The organism is Fodinibius sediminis (assembly GCF_900182555.1).
Lineage (GTDB): Bacteria > Bacteroidota > Rhodothermia > Balneolales > Balneolaceae > Fodinibius > Fodinibius sediminis.
The window spans coordinates 38347-58552 of the sequence record NZ_FXTH01000002.1 but is presented as its reverse complement, the minus strand read 5'-3'; the positions used below and the strand labels follow the sequence as shown (position 1 = coordinate 58552).

17 protein-coding genes are annotated in these 20206 nt (G+C 50.2%); 12 read left to right on the top strand and 5 right to left on the bottom strand.

What is annotated here, in order from left to right; translation table 11 throughout:
- The first annotated feature begins 20 nt into the window (after positions 1–20).
- The 3 genes from mutL (at position 21) to FN808_RS02320 (ending at position 4186) form a co-directional block, all read left to right on the top strand.
- The gene (gene mutL / locus FN808_RS02330) at positions 21–1859 is read left to right on the top strand and encodes a DNA mismatch repair endonuclease MutL (RefSeq protein ID WP_142712943.1); all 1839 of its coding nucleotides are present in this window, start codon (positions 21–23) and stop codon (positions 1857–1859) included.
- Positions 1860–1923: 64 nt separating this feature from the next.
- The gene (locus tag FN808_RS02325) at positions 1924–3096 is read left to right on the top strand and encodes a tRNA-queuosine alpha-mannosyltransferase domain-containing protein (RefSeq protein ID WP_246068262.1); all 1173 of its coding nucleotides are present in this window, start codon (positions 1924–1926) and stop codon (positions 3094–3096) included.
- A gap of 100 nt (positions 3097–3196) precedes the next feature.
- On the top strand, positions 3197–4186 hold the full coding sequence (locus FN808_RS02320; protein WP_142712942.1) for an aldo/keto reductase: 990 nt from the start codon (positions 3197–3199) through the stop codon (positions 4184–4186).
- Between the two features lie 65 nt (positions 4187–4251).
- Here the strand turns inward: FN808_RS02320 and FN808_RS02315 are convergent, their stop codons facing one another.
- Together FN808_RS02315 and lysS are read right to left on the bottom strand one after the other, a co-directional pair.
- Complete coding sequence (locus tag FN808_RS02315) at positions 4252–5478, bottom strand: ABC transporter permease (RefSeq protein WP_142712941.1); 1227 nt, start codon at positions 5476–5478, stop codon at positions 4252–4254.
- Positions 5479–5555: 77 nt separating this feature from the next.
- Positions 5556–7091, bottom strand: coding sequence for a lysine--tRNA ligase (gene lysS / locus FN808_RS02310; RefSeq protein ID WP_142712940.1), 1536 nt, complete (start codon positions 7089–7091; stop codon positions 5556–5558).
- Between the two features lie 193 nt (positions 7092–7284).
- Here lysS and FN808_RS02305 point away from each other — a divergent pair, with 193 nt between their 5' ends.
- From FN808_RS02305 to FN808_RS02285, 5 genes are all read left to right on the top strand, one after another.
- Positions 7285–7896, top strand: a complete 612-nt coding sequence (locus FN808_RS02305; RefSeq protein WP_185958210.1) for a 4'-phosphopantetheinyl transferase family protein — start codon at positions 7285–7287, stop codon at positions 7894–7896.
- Positions 7897–7915: 19 nt separating this feature from the next.
- Positions 7916–8686 (top strand): AmmeMemoRadiSam system protein B, encoded by a 771-nt coding sequence (gene amrB / locus FN808_RS02300; protein WP_142712938.1) that lies wholly within the window; start codon positions 7916–7918, stop codon positions 8684–8686.
- Positions 8679–9572 carry a Rossmann-like and DUF2520 domain-containing protein gene (locus FN808_RS02295; RefSeq protein ID WP_185958209.1) on the top strand — a complete coding sequence of 298 codons (894 nt, stop codon included), beginning with the start codon at positions 8679–8681 and terminating at the stop codon, positions 9570–9572. Before amrB ends, FN808_RS02295 begins: the two co-directional genes overlap by 8 nt.
- On the top strand, positions 9565–9834 hold the full coding sequence (locus tag FN808_RS02290) for an MGMT family protein (RefSeq protein ID WP_142712936.1): 270 nt from the start codon (positions 9565–9567) through the stop codon (positions 9832–9834). Before FN808_RS02295 ends, FN808_RS02290 begins: the two co-directional genes overlap by 8 nt.
- A gap of 180 nt (positions 9835–10014) precedes the next feature.
- Complete coding sequence (locus FN808_RS02285) at positions 10015–10410, top strand: 6-pyruvoyl trahydropterin synthase family protein (protein WP_142712935.1); 396 nt, start codon at positions 10015–10017, stop codon at positions 10408–10410.
- A gap of 32 nt (positions 10411–10442) precedes the next feature.
- On the opposite strand, the gene FN808_RS02280 is transcribed toward FN808_RS02285, so the two are convergent.
- Positions 10443–11174 carry an SIMPL domain-containing protein gene (locus FN808_RS02280; RefSeq protein WP_142712934.1) on the bottom strand — a complete coding sequence of 244 codons (732 nt, stop codon included), beginning with the start codon at positions 11172–11174 and terminating at the stop codon, positions 10443–10445.
- A 205-nt stretch (positions 11175–11379) separates the two neighbouring features.
- On the opposite strand from FN808_RS02280, the gene FN808_RS02275 reads away from it, so the two are divergent.
- Entirely contained in the window at positions 11380–12027 is a 648-nt protein-coding gene (locus tag FN808_RS02275; RefSeq protein WP_142712933.1) for a 7-carboxy-7-deazaguanine synthase QueE, read from the top strand.
- Entirely contained in the window at positions 12027–12749 is a 723-nt protein-coding gene (locus FN808_RS02270) for an SDR family NAD(P)-dependent oxidoreductase (RefSeq protein WP_142712932.1), read from the top strand. Before FN808_RS02275 ends, FN808_RS02270 begins: the two co-directional genes overlap by 1 nt.
- Before the next feature lie 23 nt (positions 12750–12772).
- Here FN808_RS02270 and FN808_RS02265 read toward each other — a convergent pair whose 3' ends face one another.
- A complete protein-coding gene (locus FN808_RS02265; RefSeq protein ID WP_142712931.1) occupies positions 12773–13732 on the bottom strand; it encodes a YihY/virulence factor BrkB family protein in 960 nt (319 codons plus the stop codon).
- 146 nt (positions 13733–13878) lie between these two features.
- A complete protein-coding gene (locus FN808_RS02260; RefSeq protein WP_142712930.1) occupies positions 13879–15864 on the bottom strand; it encodes an alpha-ketoacid dehydrogenase subunit alpha/beta in 1986 nt (661 codons plus the stop codon).
- 231 nt (positions 15865–16095) lie between these two features.
- Here FN808_RS02260 and FN808_RS02255 point away from each other — a divergent pair, with 231 nt between their 5' ends.
- Positions 16096–16845, top strand: coding sequence for a DUF1499 domain-containing protein (locus tag FN808_RS02255; protein WP_185958208.1), 750 nt, complete (start codon positions 16096–16098; stop codon positions 16843–16845).
- A gap of 121 nt (positions 16846–16966) precedes the next feature.
- Positions 16967–20206 carry an exodeoxyribonuclease V subunit gamma gene (gene recC / locus FN808_RS02250; protein WP_142712928.1) on the top strand — a complete coding sequence of 1080 codons (3240 nt, stop codon included), beginning with the start codon at positions 16967–16969 and terminating at the stop codon, positions 20204–20206.

The window sequence follows — 20206 nt, the reverse complement described above, 5'->3', positions numbered from 1 at the left end:
CCCAGAAATTAGCGCGTACTTTGACCCAGGATACGGATTCGCAACACTCCATCATACATCAACTTCCTCCTGAAATTTCCAATAAGATTGCTGCCGGCGAAGTCATTCAGCGCCCCAGTTCCGTGGTTAAGGAATTGCTGGACAATGCTGTTGACGCGGGGGCAGACCAGTTGAAAATTGTCATTCAAAATGCCGGCCGAACGCTTATACAGGTGGTCGACAACGGCTGCGGTATGGGGAAAGAGGATCTCAGACTTTGTTTTGAACAGCATGCTACCTCGAAGATACAGGATGTCGATGATCTCTTTCGCGTGCGGACGCTGGGCTTTCGTGGTGAGGCGATGGCCTCCATCGCATCCGTAGCCCAGGTTACCCTCAAGACCAAGCGCCCCGGGGATGACATAGGGTATAAATATGAGATCTGGGGCGGCGAGGAGAAGTCTTTTGAACCGGCAGCGGTGGACAGCGGTACTTCCGTGGCCATACGGAACCTTTTCTACAATGTGCGGGCACGCCGGCAGTTCCTGAAAACAGATGCGACGGAATTCCGGCACATCCTAAAGGCCGTCCAGCAGGCGGCCCTTGCCAACCCGGAACTGGGATTCAAGCTTGTCGCTGATACCGATACGATCTATGATCTCCCCAAAGAGCAGCCGATGAAGGAACGAATTGCCGAGATGTTTGGGAAGAGTTACAAGGCCAGCCTCATAGAATTTGAGGAGCAGACCAGCTACCTGAGCGTCCGCGGGATTCTGGCTGATCCCAAGCTGACCAAACGGAGCCGCGGCGAGCAGTTCCTGTTTGTCAACGGGCGTCCATTTCAGCATCGGTATCTGACCCATGTCATCCTAAAGATTTATGATCGGTGGACAGGGGAGAAAGAATATCCTTTTTATGCCATTTTTCTGAATGTGGACCCGACGCAGGTAGACGTCAATGTACACCCTGCCAAAGAGGAGGTCAAGTTTGAGGATGAGCGCAGTGTTATCAAGCTGACCAAATCCGTAGTTAAAAAAGCCTTGAATGAACAGTTCCTTGTGCCGGAAGTGCCTCGTCACAACCAGCATTCGCGGCAGGCCAGCCCATCGAGTGGATTTTCCTCCGATTTTAGTTTTGGCGGATCGTCACAGAAACAAAGCTGGAAAAAAGAGCCAATGAAATTTCCTTCCCGAATTAATTTCGACGGATCGAAGTCGGAGAAGAAAGACAGCGATTTCTCCCGTCAGCTTTACGACTTTGAGGAGCAACCGGCTGCTTCAAGTCAACAGGACCAGGATCCGGCCCCGGAGCGAATGCGCGAGCGGGGGTTCTGGCAGCTGCATGACCGCTACATTCTAACGCAGACGCGTTCCGGCCTCTGCATGATCGATCAGCATGCCGCACACAAGCGGATTGTCTATGAAAAAGCACTGAGTGCTACCGAAGAAGCTATTCCCAGCACCCAGCAGCTTCTGTTTGCCCAGAATGTGGAATTTTCGGCCTCGGAATTTTCTCTGCTGGAAGAGCTGCACCCCATCCTTCAGCGCATGGGATTCAATGTGCAGTTGCTCAGTGGCAACACGGCCATGGTAAGCGGGGTCCCGGCGGATATCGACGTAGGGGATGAGCAGTCTGTTCTTAAATCCATGTTATACCAGTACCGAGAGCTGGAGGGCAAGGTGGAGCTGGATGAGCGCAAGAAGCTGGCTATCGCGTTTGCCTCCAAAACCGCGATTCCCAGCGGCAAAAAGCTGACCGATGTGGAAATGGAAAATATGTTGGATCAGCTTTTTGCCTGCGATGAACCCTATAAGGATCCTCTGGACAAACCAACCATCGAGTATATTCCGCTGGAAGACATTGAATCCCGGTTCCGGTGAGGCCGGGGCGGAGGGACTGCGGCCGGGTGTATCATTTTGAAATAGGATCTTTTATTGAGATACTGTGCCCATTCGATCAACCAATTATCAATTTGAAGAGCGCATGAATATATTAGCTGTTGAACCTTTTTACAGCGGTTCACATAAAGCTTTTTTGAAGGGGCTTCAAGAGCATTCCAGGCACAACATCATTCCTGTCAACCTGAGTTACAAGGGCAGAAAATGGCGCATGCACGGCAATGCGGTAGTGCTTGCGGGAATGGCTCAGGATGTGGAGGCAGAAATCGACCTGCTCCTGGTAAGCAGCATGACCGATCTGCCTTCCTTTTTGTCGCTGACCAACCCGCGTTTCTCAGAAGTCCCCAAGGTCATGTATATGCATGAGAACCAATTTACACAGCCGGTACCTGAGGGCGAAGAACGGGACCTGACGTATTGCTACCTGAACTATCTGAGCATGCTGTCGGCCGACCGGCTTATCTTTTCCTCTAATTTTCACCGGGATGACTTTTTGAATGCACTCCCGAAATTTCTGCAGCACTATCCCGATGATCTGCACTATTATCCGGTCGACAAGATTGCGGCGAAAAGCATTGTGTTATACCCGGGACTTGATCTAAAACGCTTTGATGCCCAGCCTGATCAGCGAGATTCCAATGAGAACCCGGTTATTGTCTGGAATCAGCGCTGGCAGTTTGACCGGAACCCCGCGATGTTTTTCCGGGTGCTCAACCGCCTGAATGACATCGATTTAAAGTTTGATCTGATCCTGGCCGGGGATACCCAGCACGAGAAACCGGAAGAGTTTGAAAAAGCCTGGGAGCGCTATGGACGGCATATCACTCATTTCGGCTATGTGGAGAATAAGGAAAGTTACAGCAAACTGCTCCATAAAGGTGATATCGTCGTCTCCACGGCCACCTACGAGTTTTTCTGTGTTGCCATTATGGAGGCCGTCTATTGTGGATGTCATCCGCTGGTGCCCAACCGTCTGCATTATCCGGAGCTGATTCCGAAGAGTCTGCACAAACCGCTGCTCCATGCTCCGGTGCTCTATGACACCGAAGACGATTTGTTTCACTATCTCAAAGATTTACTTACCGGTGAAACCAATCCGCTGCCGAAGGCATCACTTCAGAATATCAATAAACACCTGGGCTGGGATGAGCGTATAGAGCAATACGACACCGTATTTGAAGAATGCAGCGGCATGTCAATATCTTCGGCTTTGTCGTAGCGAAGCCGGTGGGTGGAGCGTTCAATGTCGCCGGCTGGCATGAACCCTTTGTTTATGTATATTCAAAATAATTAAAATAACATCAAACCAGATAACATTTATGAACTATCGAACATTGGAAGAAGCATCCGTCGCTGAAGTGGGACTGGGAACCTGGCAACTGGGAAGCAGTGAGTGGGGAAGAGTGGGTGAAGAAGAAGCCCTGTCCATCCTGCAGACCTATGTGAACCAGGAGGGTAATTTTATTGATACAGCCGATATTTACGGCATGGGCATTAGCGAGCGTACCATTGGCAAGTTTTTGAAACAGCGTGGCTCCGAGCGGGAAATCTATGTGGCCACTAAACTGGGTCGCCGGCAGGACAACGGTTATGGATGGCCACAGAATTTTACCTATAAGGTGATGCGTGAGCATGTTGAGAGTTCCCTTGAAAATCTGGGCGTTTCCCAGCTTTTTCTGGATCAGTTGCATTGCATACCTCGAAAACAGCTCGAAGAGGGAGCGGTTTTTGATCACTTTCGGAAAATGCAGGATGAGGGGCTCATTAAGCACTGGGGGGCCAGTGTTGAGACGACCGAGGAAGCCCTGATCTGCCTGGATGAGGAGGGCATCAGCTCCCTGCAGATTATTTTTAACCTCTTCCGACAGCACCTGGCTGACGAGCTGTTTGAGAAAGCGGAAGAACGCGATGTAGCCCTGATCGTTCGTGTACCGCTGGCCAGTGGTATGCTGACCGGTAAATTTGATGAGAATACCACCTTTGACGAAGATGACCACCGTAATTTCAATGCTGACGGCGAAGCTTTCAACGTGGGAGAAACCTTTTCGGGTATTCCGTTTGACAAGGGACTCGAGCTGGTCCGAAAGATTGAAGACATTATGCCCGAGGGCGATATGCCGCAACTGGCCCTGCGATGGATTTTGGATCACCCGCAGGTAACGACGGTCATTCCGGGGGCTACCAAGAAAGTGCATGTTACGAGCAACACGGGGGCTTCCGATCTCAAGCCGCTCAATGATGTAGTACATAAGAAGCTTCGCAAACTGTATGACGGGGAGATTCGGTCCCATATCCGTGGACGGTATTAGTCAGCTGAGAGGCACATCCGCAGTGTCGCTTTTATTTGCTGCCGACCGGGAACTGACCCTGGCCATCAGCGGCCATAAGCTATCACCTTGAGCGGGTCGGTTTGCGCCGCGATACGGGCGGGAAGATAGGATGAGAGCGTGCAGAGCAGCAGGGTAACGGCGGTGACAATAAGAAAATCGAGCCCATGGGGTTCCGTGGGGGCGTAGGCCATGTAGTAATTCTGCTCGGAAAGGGGAATGAGGTGATAGGTGGACTGCAGCCAGGTAAAAAGCAGGGATATCCCAATGCCGATGAGAAGGCCGGTAACCGCAACAAAGAGCCCCTCCAGCATAAAGATATACCGGATACTTTTGTCGCTGGCTCCCATGGTCTTCAGTATACCGATATCACGCGTGCGTTCAAGAACCATCATCAGCACGGTACCGATCAGGTTAAACGCCGCTACAATGATCATGACGCTTATCACAAAGGGAATCGTTTCCTCCTGCAGGTCTACCCAGGCAAAAATGCTGCTGTATTTTTCATATATGCTTTCCGTGAAATAGGGGAAACCGATATCTTCGCTCAAGTGCTGTTTGAACGGGCCGATGCCGGACTGGTCGTGGAGCCTGATTTCTATGACAGAAGCCTGGTCAGGGGGGACCTGGAACAGCTGTTGCGCATGGGGGCGGGCGACCAGGGCGAAAATGTTGTCGAACTGTCCAATGCCTGTCTGATAAATGCCGCTGAGCCGGAACTGCTTTATTTCAGGAGAGCTGAGCGGGGAAGGCAGACCCTCAATAGTATAGGCGGTGAGTACGGAATTGATATCTGCACTGAGTGATTGTGCCAGTTTTGATCCGATGACGATGCCCGGCATTCCGGTACTGTCCTTGCCCAGGAAATAGCGACCCCTGTCAATGTACTGTCGGATATCGGTTACATCTCCTTTCTGATCTACTCCTTTGAAAAGAATTCCCGTTACCTCCTCCGGCGACTGCAGCATGGCCTGGCCTTCAATGACCGCCTGAGCCTGCTGTATCTCCGGATAAGCCTCCAGGTCAGAAAGGAGGGTGTCGGCACGTAAAATGGGGGTGTCGCTGAACCGGCTAATGGTGATGTGGGGGGCAAAGCCCAGTACTTTATCGTCGATGGCTGACTTGAATCCATGAACAACAGACAAGGCAATGAGTAACCCGGCCGAACCAACGGCAACCCCAGTAATGGCCATGATTTTGATAAAACTCAGGAAACGGGAGCCCTGCCGTTTTCCCTTGAAATATCGTCTGGCCAGGTACCATTCAAAATTCATGGATTTACATTTGTTAGCAGTTCATGGTTGGTTGGCCCCGCGGCTGCTTTCAGCAACCAGTAACAATTATGCGGGAACTACTGCCCCGGTTTCATCTGCGGGAAGAACAGGACGTCGCGGATGGAATCAGAGTCGGTCATAATCATTGCCAGCCGGTCGATACCGATACCGAGTCCCGCCGTAGGGGGCATTCCGTATTCAAGGGCCTGCAGGAAATCTTCGTCGAGGGCCATGGCTTCTTCATCCCCTTCGGCACGCAGCCTTGCCTGCTCCTCAAACCGCTCACGCTGATCTACCGGGTCATTGAGTTCCGAAAAGGCATTGGCAATCTCCTTGCCGTTGCAGATACACTCAAAACGTTCGACCAGGCCTTTTTTCTCGCGGTGTTTTTTGGCCAGTGGACTCATTTCAATGGGGTAGTCGGTTATAAAGGTAGGCTGGATGAGCTTGGATTCTACATATTCCTCAAAGATTTCATCAATAATTTTGCCCTTTCCAAAGTTGTCCTCAACTTCAATATTCAGTTCCCGCGCAATGTCTTTAAGCTCTTCGAGGTTTTTGCCGTACAGGTCCTTCCCTGTTTCATTTTCGATGGCCTCAAACATCGGGATGCGGGGCCAGGGACGTTTGAAATCAATTTCTTGATCTCCAACTTGTACTTTGGTTGAACCATGGAGTGCTTTGGCTATATGCTCTACCATCGCTTCCACAAAGTCCATCATCCAGTTGTAGTCTTTGTAAGCTACATAAAGCTCGACCTGTGTGAACTCCGGATTGTGGAAGCGGGAGAGGCCTTCGTTACGAAAGTCTTTGGAAAACTCATAGACCCCGTCGTAGCCGCCCACAATCAGCCGCTTCAGGTACAGTTCATTGGCAATGCGGAGATACAGCTTCATATCCAGGGCATTGTGGTGGGTCACGAAAGGCTCGGCGGAAGCGCCCCCGTAGACCGGTTGCAGGATGGGCGTTTCAACCTCCATATAACCTTTGTCGTTCATATAGTTGCGCATGGCCTGTACCATCTGGGTGCGCTGCTGAAATACTTCACGCACTTCCGGGTTCACTACCAAGTCGAGGTAGCGCTGCCGGTAGCGCTGCTCTTTGTTGGAAAAAGCATCATACACTTTGGTTTCGCCTTCATCCGTTTCCACTTCCTTGGGCACGGGAATGGGGCGGAGGGTTTTACTGAGCAGCTGAAACTCTTCAGCATAGACGGTTGTCTCTCCGGTCCCGGTTTTGAACACATATCCCTTGATACCGACGATATCACCAATGTCAGTCAGCTTTTTGAAAACTTTGTTGTAGTTTTCCTTGCCTACATCATCACGACGGATATACACCTGTATCTCTCCCTGCGAGTCCTGCAGGTTGAAAAAGGTGGACTTCCCCATGATACGACGGGTCATAATACGGCCCGCGATGGAAACGCGCTCCACTTCGTCTGTTTCCTGTTCGTCCTGCTTGATCAGCTCGGGATGCTCATGGATGTATTGACTCTTGTGGGTGACCTCGAACGCATAGGGGTAGGGGTCCTGTCCCATTTCCCGAAGTTCTTGTAGTTTTTCCAGGCGGATTTCGTGTTGTTCGCTTACTGAAGATTCAGTATTGCTCATGAGAATAAAAGACTATTTAATTCTGTTTTACAGGGATTTGCTAAGTCGCTAAAAATAAGGAATTCAATGCATAATTGTGATTTTTTTCTCAACCGAAGGAAATAGTTTCACAAAAGGTTAAAAAAGGAGATTTTGCGGAGGCAACGTCGAGATATTGAAATGAAGTATACCCATGCAGGATTATCTTACAGCAATGATACAACGGCTCCCGTTTGAGGCTGCCTTTTCCCTGGTCGGCATAACATCGATTTCAGAGGAGGATCTGGAACAGCTCGATGATCAGGAACAGCGGGCATTAGATATGTGCAAGAGCACCAAACGACGGCAAGAGCTGGTGAGCTCCCGGCTGGCCCTGAAACAGCTGTACCGGGAAAGGGGAGCGGGGCAATCCTTTTCTATCCGGAAAGATGAGCTTGGCCAGCCCTTTGGGATAGGGCGGGAACAGGAATACTACGTAAGTATCGCTCACACAGATACACGGGTTTTTTGTGGTATATCCGGAGAAGAGCCCATAGGTGTCGACATAGAACCGATTGGACGGGCCGTACCGCAGAAGCTCAGCGATCGGATCATGCACCCCGGCGAGGATGGACTCAGGGATGTTCTGCCCATGATCCGTTTATGGACGATAAAGGAAGCCTATATTAAATTGCGGGGCGAGGGGTTGCGATTGAACATGAACCGGGTTCATATTGAGCAGGAAACAGCCCAGACCTTTATTGAAAAAAATCATTACAAAAGGGCTAAAATTTGTAGTTTCCAACATCAGGAACACTGGTTAGCTATCGCTTTTTATTCCAAATAATGACAGTTCAGAACAGCACATGAAGAATATCACCTCTTTTAGTCGGCAGGAGATCACAGAGGGAATCCAGAAGGCCCGGAAGAAACAGCCGGAGGGTATGACCGATGCACGGCTCCTCTTTGCTCCGAAAATCATCAATGAAGATAACTTTGAACGGGCCTGCACCGTTTACAGCCAGGTGGACTTGAGGGCATGCGAAACAGTGGTGGTGATTGAGTCGCATGAGGAAACTCTGGACAAAAAGCTTCCGATGGCTTCGAATGCTTATTTTGAGACACCGTTGGGCACTGTGCCCGTGAATGATTTTATGCGCAATGAATTTTGTGATGAAGATGATGATTTTTATATCCATGATGAGGCCTTCGGCAAGGATATCAGCCTGTTCCAGCAGCTGATGTTTCTGCAAAGTCTGTCGGGTGATTTTTCGGCGGTAAGCATTCAGGTTGCAGATGACAATCCGGATATTGTCAGGGAGCTGGCCTATGTGCTGGAAGAGGTGTTGGCATCCAGGAGTGCATTGCTCGTGTTTTGCTGTGAGCTTGAAAACCACTACCGCGATGAATTTCAAAAGGTGACCGAACTGATAGAAAGGCAGAATCATTCCGGCCTGTTGAATTACCTGAACAGTGGCGCGTCCAACATAAGAGGAACCACCGCCTTTATTGCTGGTGTTATTGTTGCCAGCAAATGGGAGCTTGATCTGACTTTCCTTGAATCAGAGGTTGAGCAGTACAGGGGAAGCTTGTTGACGGCCTATGCGGGGCGCTGTCACGCAGTTTTTAATGGATGATATGCGAATACCTTCTATTTCCATAATCGGCCTTGGTGCGTTGGGCTCTGTGCTGGCAGAGGCGCTGGTGTCGCGCGGCGCCGTACTTTTCAGTATCTTCAGCCGCGACAGGGCAACGGTACAACGCATTACAGCCTCTCTTGAAGTAACTGAAGCGGGGCCTTTTCCCGGCACTGCGAAAGAGCTGGGAGAACTGGTCTTTCTGACAGTGCCGGATTCAGCGATAACGGAAGTCGCTGAACGGTTGATAGCCCTGCCGGGCAGCCTGGCCGGTAAGACGTTTGTTCACTGTTCCGGAAATGAGTCGGCTGGCATTCTTCAGCCCCTGGGTGCCAAGGGAGGGAGAACGGCCTCCATGCACCCGATGCAGACGTTCACCCCGCAATCTGTCCCCGCCGATTTTGAGGATATCTATTTCAGTCTGCAGGGGCACCCCGGGGCCATGCCTGTGCTCCGGCATATTGCCGGCCTTTTGGGCGGAGATGCCCTGGAGATTAACGAGGAGCAAAAGGCGCACATGCATGCTGCCGCAGTGATGGCTTCCAATTACCTGGTAACCCTCCTTGACGCCTCAACGGAGGCAGGATCCCTGGGCGGACTGGACAAGGAAAAGGTGCAAAAGGTGCTACTTCCATTGATTCAAACGACACTCAGAAACATACAGTCGGCCTCCTTTGATGAATCAATCAGTGGACCTGTTGTCCGCGGTGATATTGAAACTGTGAAGAGTCATTTGAAACTGTTAGGTAGAAAACCTGAGTTGAGGGAATTATACGCTGTTCTCGGGATGGAAACGGTAAACCGAGCTGAAGGAGCGGGCCTGCTGGAAGACATATCGACCAAGCAGCTTCGTCAGCTTCTTTCAGCCATACTGAACCATGAGTGATTACCATGAACGGGTTTACGAGGTTGTTTCATCTATCCCGGAAGGGAAAGTGACAACCTATGGGGCCATTGCCCGCTATCTGGGAGTGGCCTCGGCCCACCGGGTGGTTAACAGGAACGGCGAGCTGACGGGAAGAGGCCACTTCCCGGACGATACCATGCGGGAACGGCTGCAGCAGGAGGGTGTTCGTTTTTCAGAAGATTACCGCGTGGATCTGAGTGAGTACATGTGGGATCCATCGCTTTACCTGCGGGAGAATTGAATACATGCTGGGCAGAGGACTGAGATGAAAACCGCTCGCACCGTCTGGCAGTCCGCTCCACCCGGTCGTTATTGGTTGGGGGATCGGGACCAGCAACAGTTCTAATTGTCGCAGGAAATGCTTATTTTTTGCAATTGGACGATCTATGGCAATTTCTAAAAAAAGTAACCTGGATAATCAATGCCAAGTTGGACCTTACATACGGAATTTAAATTTGACGCAGCTCATTTTCTGGAGGGTTATGAGGGCAAGTGCGGCCGCATGCACGGGCACAGCTATAAAGTACATATTGCGGCAACATCCAATCAGCTCAATCCATCGAAATATCTGGACAGTGCTGATATGGTTTGTGATTTTCATGAACTGAAATGGGCAGCTAAAGGATCTGAAAAAGGCGGATTGGATCATTCGGTCCTCAATGAAGAGCTGCCAGTAAATCCTACTGCTGAACGGATCGCTGAATTTATCCACAAGGAAACGCTCCAGCGTATTCCCGATGGAATTAAACTGAATGTCACCGTCTGGGAAACAGAAAACAGCTGGGTTGAATATACCGATGAGGATGGGGAGAACTGAATGATTGATCGTCAGTTAACAGGAGTAAAAGGTCAATCTTCAATGTAATATTCTATAGTCGAAACAACGCGTACGGTTTTGCGAATCTGTTTCTCCTCCTGGAGCATCGGAGCCTTGTCGCGTGCGAGAATGACAAAAACCCCCTGATTGGCATTACGGATGCCTCCCAGGTCACTCCCCGAATCATGGGCAAACTGCTGCGCAGACTCCCGGGCATTGCGGGTGGCTTCAGCGATCATTTCGGGTTTAAGGTCTGATAGACCGTTGAACAGGTAAGTGGGCCCGCTCCCGGAATACTGGCTGTTAAGTATTATCCCGGCTTCGACCAGACTGCCGATATCCTGGCTGGCCCTGTTGATCTTCATGACATCCTCCGAGCGAACCATCAGGGTCTGTTCAAGAATAAAGCGGTTTTCGTAGGATCCCGCCTGATAAGACTGGGCGGTGCGGTCGATAACTTCAAGGTTTTGCAACTCGATGGCATCCTCAGCTATGCCGTGAGCGGTTAAAAAGCGTTGTATTTGGCTGCGATCCTGGCGAATTTTATCCTGGACGGTATCCAGATTATTCCCGGAGGCAACAAAACGGATGGGCCACAGGGCCATATCGGCCAGTACATCGCGTTCAGAAACGCCCTTGACGGTTACAAAACGATCCCCGGTTCGCGCTTCCACAAACCCTTCACCAATGAACCAGCCACCGAGTGCAATTCCGATGGCTATGAGTAAGGCAAAAGGAAGACTAGTTGAAGTCGATTCGGGCATCTACTGGAGGTTGATTAGTGTTGCTGTCGATGAACAGCCATGGTACTATTTTATTTAGCCATAATAATCAGCTTCGCCGATAAAGACAAGAATTCAATAACAGCTGCGTTACGGGTACGAAGGGGCCAGTTATGGGCTTATAAATAATGTTAACTATCTTTAATTATGCCTATCTTTAGGCTTCGCAGGTAAAAAAATATATAGTATGTTTAAATCGCAGGTGCAGCAGACATTACATATGCCGGAGAAGGCAGGAGCAGTGGAATATCCGCTGATGGAGGACTTTTATACCATTCAGGGCGAGGGGGCCCATACCGGACGCCCGGCCTATTTTATTCGTACGGCGGGCTGTGATGTGAACTGCTGGTGGTGTGATGTCAAGGAGAGCTGGGAGGAGGGGGCACATCCCAGCGAGTCGGTTGAAAATATCGTAAGCCGTGCCCGCCAGAGTGGTGCTGAATTTGCGGTGATTACCGGAGGAGAGCCTTTGTTGCATGATCTTGACGCCTTGACTTTTCAGCTGAAAAAAGCCGGCTTGCAAACGCATATAGAAACCAGTGGCTCTTCGCCCTTGTCGGGTTACCTTGACTGGATCACCCTTTCTCCGAAGCGATTTAAAGAGCCGCTGGATGAAATTTTTCCCTGTGTTGACGAACTGAAAGTGGTTGTGTTGACTTCCAAAGACCTGGAGTGGGCGGAGAAAAATGCGGAACGATGCCCCGAAAACACCCAGCTGCTGCTTCAGCCTGAATGGGAAAAAGAAGGGGCAGTGGAACTTATAATCGATTATGTGAAAGCCAACCCCCAATGGGGGATCAGTCTGCAGACACATAAATTTATGGGGGTCCGGTAGTGTCGGTACAGCAACATCATTCCGTCGTCATTACCGGCGCCAGTCGTGGTATCGGGCGTCGCATCGCCCAGGCTTTTGCCTCTCAAACGGACTATGCTCTTCTCTTGATTGCCCGTACCAGGTCGGACCTCGAAGATACCAGGACACTTTGCAGAAAAGTGGGAGAGAACGTAATTGCAATTTCAGCCTGCAATGCTGCTAATCCAAAAGCCGTGGACAGGTTGACAGTGCCCAACGGCTTCCCAGCACCAAGGGTCATCATTAATAATGCCGGTTCTTTTCTGCTAAAACCATTGCAAAAAACCAGGCACGATGAATTTGTCCAGCAGGTTCAGGCCAATCTCTACTCGGCTGTCAATGTAAGTCAGCATTTTTTGAACGACTTAAAAAGCAAGTCACATGCCCTCATCATTAATATCTGTTCGGCCGGGGCGATTGAGGGCTTGAAGGATAGTGGAGCCTACTCGGCTTCCAAGCATGCCTTGCTCGGGTACAGCCGCTCGCTTCGCAAAGAACTTATGGATACCAACGTGGGAGTCACAGCCATAAACCTGGGGCAGACCCAGTCGACTTCCTGGGAAGGGTCCCTGATTGACCGTGACCTGTTGATAGATCCCGATGATGTGGCGAAGATTATTCTAAACCTTGCGGAGTTATCAACGCGAACGGTGGTTGACGAAATCCTGGTCAGTCCACAGCACGGCCGCGTTCCCCCCATGTAGTCCGTCGGGATGCCTGGTCAAACCTATTCAAGTTCCCTGAGCTCATATTTGACGGCAACCTCAGTTGAACGCAGCTCGTAGTTTTCCATTTCAGCATATTTCTTGGCCAGGCACAGGCCATAGTAGAGTATAAAGGACAAGTAGAAAATAAAAAGCAGTATCAACACGATGGAGGCTGAAGGGCCATAAATATTACTAAGGGATCCGGAAAGCATGATTTTCCCCAGAATAAATTGACCAAAAAGGGAAAGGATAGTGGTGAAGAGGGAGCCCACCCACACCGGCTTCCACGGAAATTTTACCTCGGGAAGATATTTGTAGATAATAGCCAGCCATACCGAGAAAACAGCCATTGAGAAAAGCATATCCAGGGTGGATATCAACAGGGGATTGATAGTGGCAAAATCGAAAAGCCGGTTTCCGGCAAAGCTGAGAGCCACATCAATGATGAATGTGGCAAGAAACAAGACGCTGCCACAGAAGATAATGATCAAAAAAAAGCCCCTGCTCTTCAGAAAAAATAAAAGACTGGAACTTGTGAGTTTCACCTTCAGAATTTCATTGAATGAATTGTGGATCACATGAAAGAGGGTCGTTACAATGAAGGTTAGGAAGACAATGATTCCGCTGGTTACAAGGGGGCCGTCCTGCAGGTTTTGGACGTTCTCGAGAATAGAGGAGAGGTAGTCGGCCGCTCTGGTGCCGAACATCTGCTGCAGAGTCTTGAATATTTCTTGCCGAAGCAGTCCAACGCTGAAAATGGTACTTGTAACATCCAGCAGAAGCACGATCATGGGTATGATTGAAAACATGGCAAAGAAAGCTGTGGAAGAACTCAGCCGCAGCGGGTCATTGGCTTTTAATTCCTTGTAGCTTTCTACCAGCAGGTCGCGGTACCATTTTATGGTCTGTGTGACAGTCATTTTCATTTTTAAAATCAGACGCTCGGTATTACCGGCGATGAGGTCTCCGAGTAGCTGCAATATGCTTGGTCGTGACTCATCAATACTGTTGATACACCAATACGTTGTTCAGAGTTTCAGGTTGAGTTTATAAACGGAAGCAGCTTCTTCAAACAGGTGATTGGTCTTCATAGTATCCGATGACAGCAGTAATAGCATCTCCCTGTTTAGTAGGCCAGCAGCTGATCCAGCGTTTCTTTTAACCGGTTTTCCGCCAGATAATGTTTTTCCAAGGCGGGACTGAAGGGGACCGGGATGTCGAGAGAAGAGCACCGCATTATCGGGGCATCCAGTTGTTCAAAGCACTGTTCGCCGAGCAGGGAGGAGAGCTCACTCATGGGACCGAGCGTTGCCGAGGGCTCCTGCAGCAGCAGCGCCCTGTTGGTTTTACCGACTGATTCTTTTACGGTGGCAAAGTCGAGCGGGGCAAGGCATCTCAGGTCCACGATCTCGATTTCTATCTCTCGCTTGTGGTATTGATCGGCAATAGAGTGCGCCCAGTGTACGCCCATGCCGTAGGTGATAATCGAGACATCCGACCCGCGGCGATGGATTCTGGCATTTCCCAGCTCTTCGGGGATGCACCGGTCGTTTGTGACTTGGCGTATGCTTCGATACAGCTTCTTATGTTCAAAAAAAAGTACCGGATTGGGATCGATGAGCGCACTGTAGAGCAGGTGCTGAGCATCTTCGACGGTGGCTGGTACCACGATCTTGAGGCCCGGGTGCTGCATAAACCAGCCTTCCGGAGATTGCGAATGGTAGGGGCCGGCACCCACACCGGCGCCATGTGGGGCACGTATGGTGATGTTGAGCGGGGGCATCCAGCGGTACTGCCCCTTGGAGATATTATTGACAACCTGGTTAAAACCGCAGGAAATGAAATCTGCGAACTGCATTTCCACGATGGGTTTGAAGCCTTCCAGGGCGAGACCCACGGCACAACCGAGTGCCCCCGCCTCAATGATGGGAGTATTACGAATACGCTCTTTGCCAAAGCGATTGACAAAGCCTTCCGTGACTTTGAATACACCTCCATACTCAGCGATGTCCTGTCCCATCATAAGATACTCCTCATGCTTCTCCAGGACCTGCTCAAGTGAAAAACGGATGGCATCAACAAAACGTTTTTCTGAGACGTTCTCACTTTCAGGTTGCTTATCATGTACTGCCACCGGGGCAAAGAGGCGCTGCTCTTGTTGCCGCCGGTCAAATTCTGGTTCTTCCGCTTCAAGCGCACGTTCGAGGACGGGCATAAAGTATTCATCCACTTCCGCCTGGAGGTCGGTTCTTTCATCGCTGCCGGAAATGATATCTTCATGCAGCAGCCACTGTTCAAACCGGAGGAGAGGATCCTTTTTTTTCCATTCTTTAATCTTATCCTCGGAGACATAAAATGTGCCCGAGGCCTCTTCATGACCCCGCATGCGGAACGTTTTTGCTTCGATGAGCGTGGGTTGTCCCTTGAGGGCCAGTTTTTTGGCTTTCCTCACTGCATCTCTCACTGAGAAAATATCATTGCCATCAATTTTTACTCCTCCAATACCGTAGCCCCAGGCCCGATCCACTAAATCCTTGCAGGCGTACTGCTCTTCAGTAGGGGTGGAAAGCCCGTAGCCATTATTTTCAATAACAAAAATGACCGGTAGTTTCCAGACGGCGGCCAGATTCAAAGCTTCGTGAAACTCCCCTTCACTGGTAGCCCCATCACCGCAAAAGCTTGCGGCTACATACCCGCTGTCGCGCAGTTTTGAGGCAAGAGCCAGGCCGTCAGCAACCGGCATGGTAGCGGCCAGGTGCGATATCATGCCCACAATTCGTTTTTCGGGGATGCCGAAATGAAATGACCGGTCGCGGCCGCCGGTAAAGCCGTCAGCCTTCCCCAACAGCTGGCAGAATAATTTATACAGATTCACCTGACGCATGGTAAAGAGGCCAAGGTTTCTATGCATGGGAAGCAGATAATCATCCTCAGACAGGGCTGAGGCTACTCCTACGGCGATGGCTTCCTGTCCGATGCCTGAAAACCATTTGCTGATTTTATTCTGGCGAAGCAGCATCAGCATCCGCTCTTCAATACGTCGAGGCAGCAGCAGCTTCTTGTAGAGAGTCAGCGCTTGTTGCTTCGTCAGGGGCTGGTCCGGTCTGATCATGTACGATTGTGAAATATAGAGACTCTGGTGTCAGCGATTGATCTCAAACATGGTTCAGTTACGGATCAATTGCAAGGTCGAAATGGCTGAAAAATACAATTTACGGGCTATTTTACATGAGGAAGCCGGGCTGGACTCTTGCAGGTGTAGCTGGCCTTTTTCTCTTTGTTGCGATGAGGAATGTTGATTACCTTACCCAACGATGCCAACAGGGAATGTAAAAAAGGAACTATGGAAAAGAAGAGGTTATCCAAATGGGCCTTGTTCAGTCTTGTCCTGGCTGTCACAGGTGCCTGTCTGCTACTTGTGTCGGGTTATGGCTACCAGTGGAACTGGTGGGGGCTTGGCACGGCCTTCACCTGGGTCATACCGGCAAGTGCCATTATTGCACTCATTGCACTATCCCTGGCTTTGGTTTACAGCTTTGCGAGGTCAGCGGAGCCAAATGAAACGGGATCAACCGTGGCCATACTGGGGTTGGTACTGTCGATGGGGGTTCTGGGTACGGTCGGGTATTGGTTTTATCAGGCCCAGCAGTATCCGCCCATTCATGATATTACGACTGATATAGCCGATCCTCCCAGATTTCAGGCAGTGGTCCCCCTCCGGGCGGATGCTCCCAACGATACGACCTATGGGGACGAGGATAAGGCGGAAATCCAGCGCGACGCTTATCCGGATATCCAGACGCTGTACCTGGATATTCCTTATGAAGAGGCCTTTGAGCGCGCTGAGAGGGCATTGGAAGAGATGCCATGGGAGGAAGTGGTAACGGCAGACAAGAAAACCGGGATTATTGAAGCATACGACCAGTTGCCGTGGTTCGGCTTTGTGGATGATGTTGTCATCCGGGTTGATACATCAGAATCGAACAGGGGAAGTAAGATCGATGTACGGTCGGTTTCTCGTATCGGAAAAGGCGATATCGGGGTCAATGCTCACCGCATTCGCAATTATCTGAGAGCTGTAAAAAAACAGTAGCTGCCCTGCGCGGCCGACCCGTAGCCGGGGGCGATTTAGGATGGCTATTTACTTTTGCCTTCTTTTTTCGGTTTTTGATACCACCTGAAACCACAGCAGTTAGCTGATCAAGCAAGGAAAGATGCTCGAATTTTATCACAGTACTGAACTCGAAAAACTTGCCGATCTACTTTTTGAGGAGCTGGGAAAACCCTCTCGGGCACATCCCCTGGACGAGGAAATTTTTGTGGTGCAGAATAACGGCATTGGGCAGTGGCTATCACTTAGAATGGCTGAAAAGGAGGGCATTGCCGCTAATCTTAAATTTGAGTTTCCCTCTGAGCGCATCTGGAGTCTTATCCGACTTCAGAATGAAACCCTGCCGGAGCATCTTCCTTCCGACCGTGGTCCGATGACTTGGACATTGATGGAGCTTTTCGGGGACGGGCAATTCCTGAATAAATTTGATAACCTGCATCATTATATCCAGGAAGAAGATCCCTTGCAGCGCTCCATGCGGTGCTGGAAGCTGGCTTCGAAAATAGCCGATGTCTTTGACCAGTATTTAATCTATCGTCCCCGGATGATTCTTAACTGGGAGAAGGATGATTACCAAGTTTCAAGTTATGCGGAGCAGTGGCAGTCGCGACTGTGGAAAACACTGGTTAAACACTGGACGAAGAACTATGAAGGTCAATACCTGCACCGCGCACAGTTACAGGAGGGACTTTGGGATGCAATTGCCGAGGGAACCCTGCCTGCTGACAAGCTTCCCGGCCGCATTACTGTATTTGGTGTTTCCTCGGTATCACCCGCTTTCATAGAAACAATGATCCGGCTTTCACGGCTGACGGATGTCTTTTTTTACCAGTTGTCTTTTGCCCCGTCTGTTACGCAGACCGGGCAGTTCAGGAATCCCCTTCTGCAGTCTATGGGTCGTGAACGGACCAGCTTTATGAGTCTGTTCACGTCTTATATTGAGACCAGCGAACAATTGATCGAACAGATGGAGAGAAAGGAGAGCAGGACATCAGCGCATGGAAAAAAAAGCTTCTTTCAAGCCATTCAATCCGATATAAAAAAGGACAGTCGGTTAAATGGACGCAATCTCCAGGTGCCGCCTGCGGACCGTTCCATACAGGTTCACAATTGCCACAGCCCCATGCGCGAAGTGGAAGTGCTCCATGACCAGCTGTTGGCACTGCTGGATGAGAATCCTGGACTGCGTCCTGATGAAATACTTGTTATGACACCGGATATCGAGACCTATGCCCTTGTGATCGATGCGGTTTTCGGTACGCCTGATGAGGGGCAGCCTGATATTCCGTATGTTATCGCTGACCGGGGAGTGGGGCAGACAAATCCTGCTACCAAAGCATTTTTGAAGATATTGGAACTTTGCGAAAGCCGGTTCAAGGTAACGGAAGTGCTGGATCTTCTTGACAGCAATCCTATTCGGGAGAAATTCGGATTTACGGATGAAGAACTTAATCGGCTGGAACAATGGGTGGCGGATAATCGCATCCGCTGGGGTGTCGACGGATACAGTAAAAATGAACGGGGACTGCCGGACAGCGATCATTTTACATGGAAAGCGGGGCTTCGACGCATTTTATTGGGGTATATGATGCAATCCGAGAAAGACCAGCTGTATAATAAGATATACGCTTACGGTGAAGTGGAGAGTTCCGACGATGCAGCACTGGCCGGTCGGCTTTCACTATTACTTCATCGTATGTTCGATCTTGTTGACAAAGTGAGAGAACCGCGCAGGCCGCGACAGTGGCAACAACTGCTGGATGAGATGGCGGACCGGTTTTTACCGGATACCAGGGAGTATTTCTGGGAGCTTTCCAAAATCAGGGAGTCGGTTGGCCGGCTTGCCGAAGATGCTGATTTGGGAGGGTATCGCCAGCGGATTTCATTTTCGGTTATAAGGCGCTGGCTGGGGGAGCATCTGCAGGAACAGTCTACCGGTGGGGGGCACATCGGAAAGGGGGTGACATTTAGTTCTCTGATGCCGATGCGGAGCATTCCTTTCAAGCTGATTGGCATGATCGGCATGAATGAGGGGGCCTTTCCCCGTTCTAAAATTCCCATCGAATTTGATCTCATGTACCTTGATCCACAGCCGGGTGATCCGGTGCGTTCCGAGCAAGATAGAAATCTGTTTCTGGAAAATATCCTGTCTGCCCGTCATGGCCTGTACTTCAGCTATGTGGGGCAGAGTAACCGTCAGGATACACAATTTCCTCCCTCGGTAGTACTAAGGGAATTCCTGGATTACCTGGAGGAGTATTACGACCTGTATCTGGATGATTTGGTGACCGATCATCCATTGCAGTCCTATGATGCTGTCTATTTTAAGGAACGGGGCCTGTTTAGCTACTCTCAGACCCAGCATAAAATCAGCAGGAAGATGATGTATACCGAAGCAGGGGCAAAAATCTTCATGAAAAACGATCTGCCGGACCCCGATGACGCAAGGCGACAGGTTTCAATCAATGAATTGGTTTCTTTTTTTCAGCATCCGGCGAAATTCCTGCTTCAAAATCGACTGGGTATTTTCCTTACGGACGAGCGGGTGGTCACTGAAGATCGTGAGCCATTTACGCTGTCGGGCCTGGATAATTACCAGGTGGGACAGGAACTGCTGGATCGTTTCTTTGGCGGAGAATCGCTGGGAGGATGTTATCCATATTTTCAATCGCGCGACCTGCTGCCGGAAGGATGGATTGGAGAACATGATTTTACTGAGCGTGTACAGGAGGTTCAGGAGTTTGGAAACAACCTCAAGTCGCTTCTCGATCGGCAGAAAATGGAGGATGAAGAGGTCGATCTGGCGGTGGGCGATTTTCGTATAGTTGGCAGGCTTACGGGTATCTACAAGCATCATCATCGTATTGACTATCGGTTTGGGAGCATGCGTCCCAAGGATGTGATTGACCTTTGGATCAAGCACCTTTGCCTGCAGGCGGTTAAAACAAGCAATCAAGGCGGCACAAGCCGGCTGTTTACCCGGCACAAAAAGAAGAGGTATGCAGAATACCAATTGGGGAGTGTAGCCGGGTACAGGCAGATCCTGGGGGAGCTGCTGATGACCTACTGGCGGGGACTGCAGCGCTGCTGCTACTTTTTTCCTGAGTCTGCCTTTGCATATGCAGAGCAGGTGTGTTATAAAAATGGCAGTCCCGATACCGGGCTGTCCAGGGCCAGGAACAAATGGATTCGGGAGTACAGTGACTATCCGGGGGAGGGACAGGATCCTTATAATAAATTGCTGCTGGGTGATGAAAATCCGCTGCAGAAAAAGGCTTTTAAAAGAGCCGCGGAGAATTTTTGGGAGCCTTTTTTCGAGGCTATCGTCGGGGAGGGAGGTTAA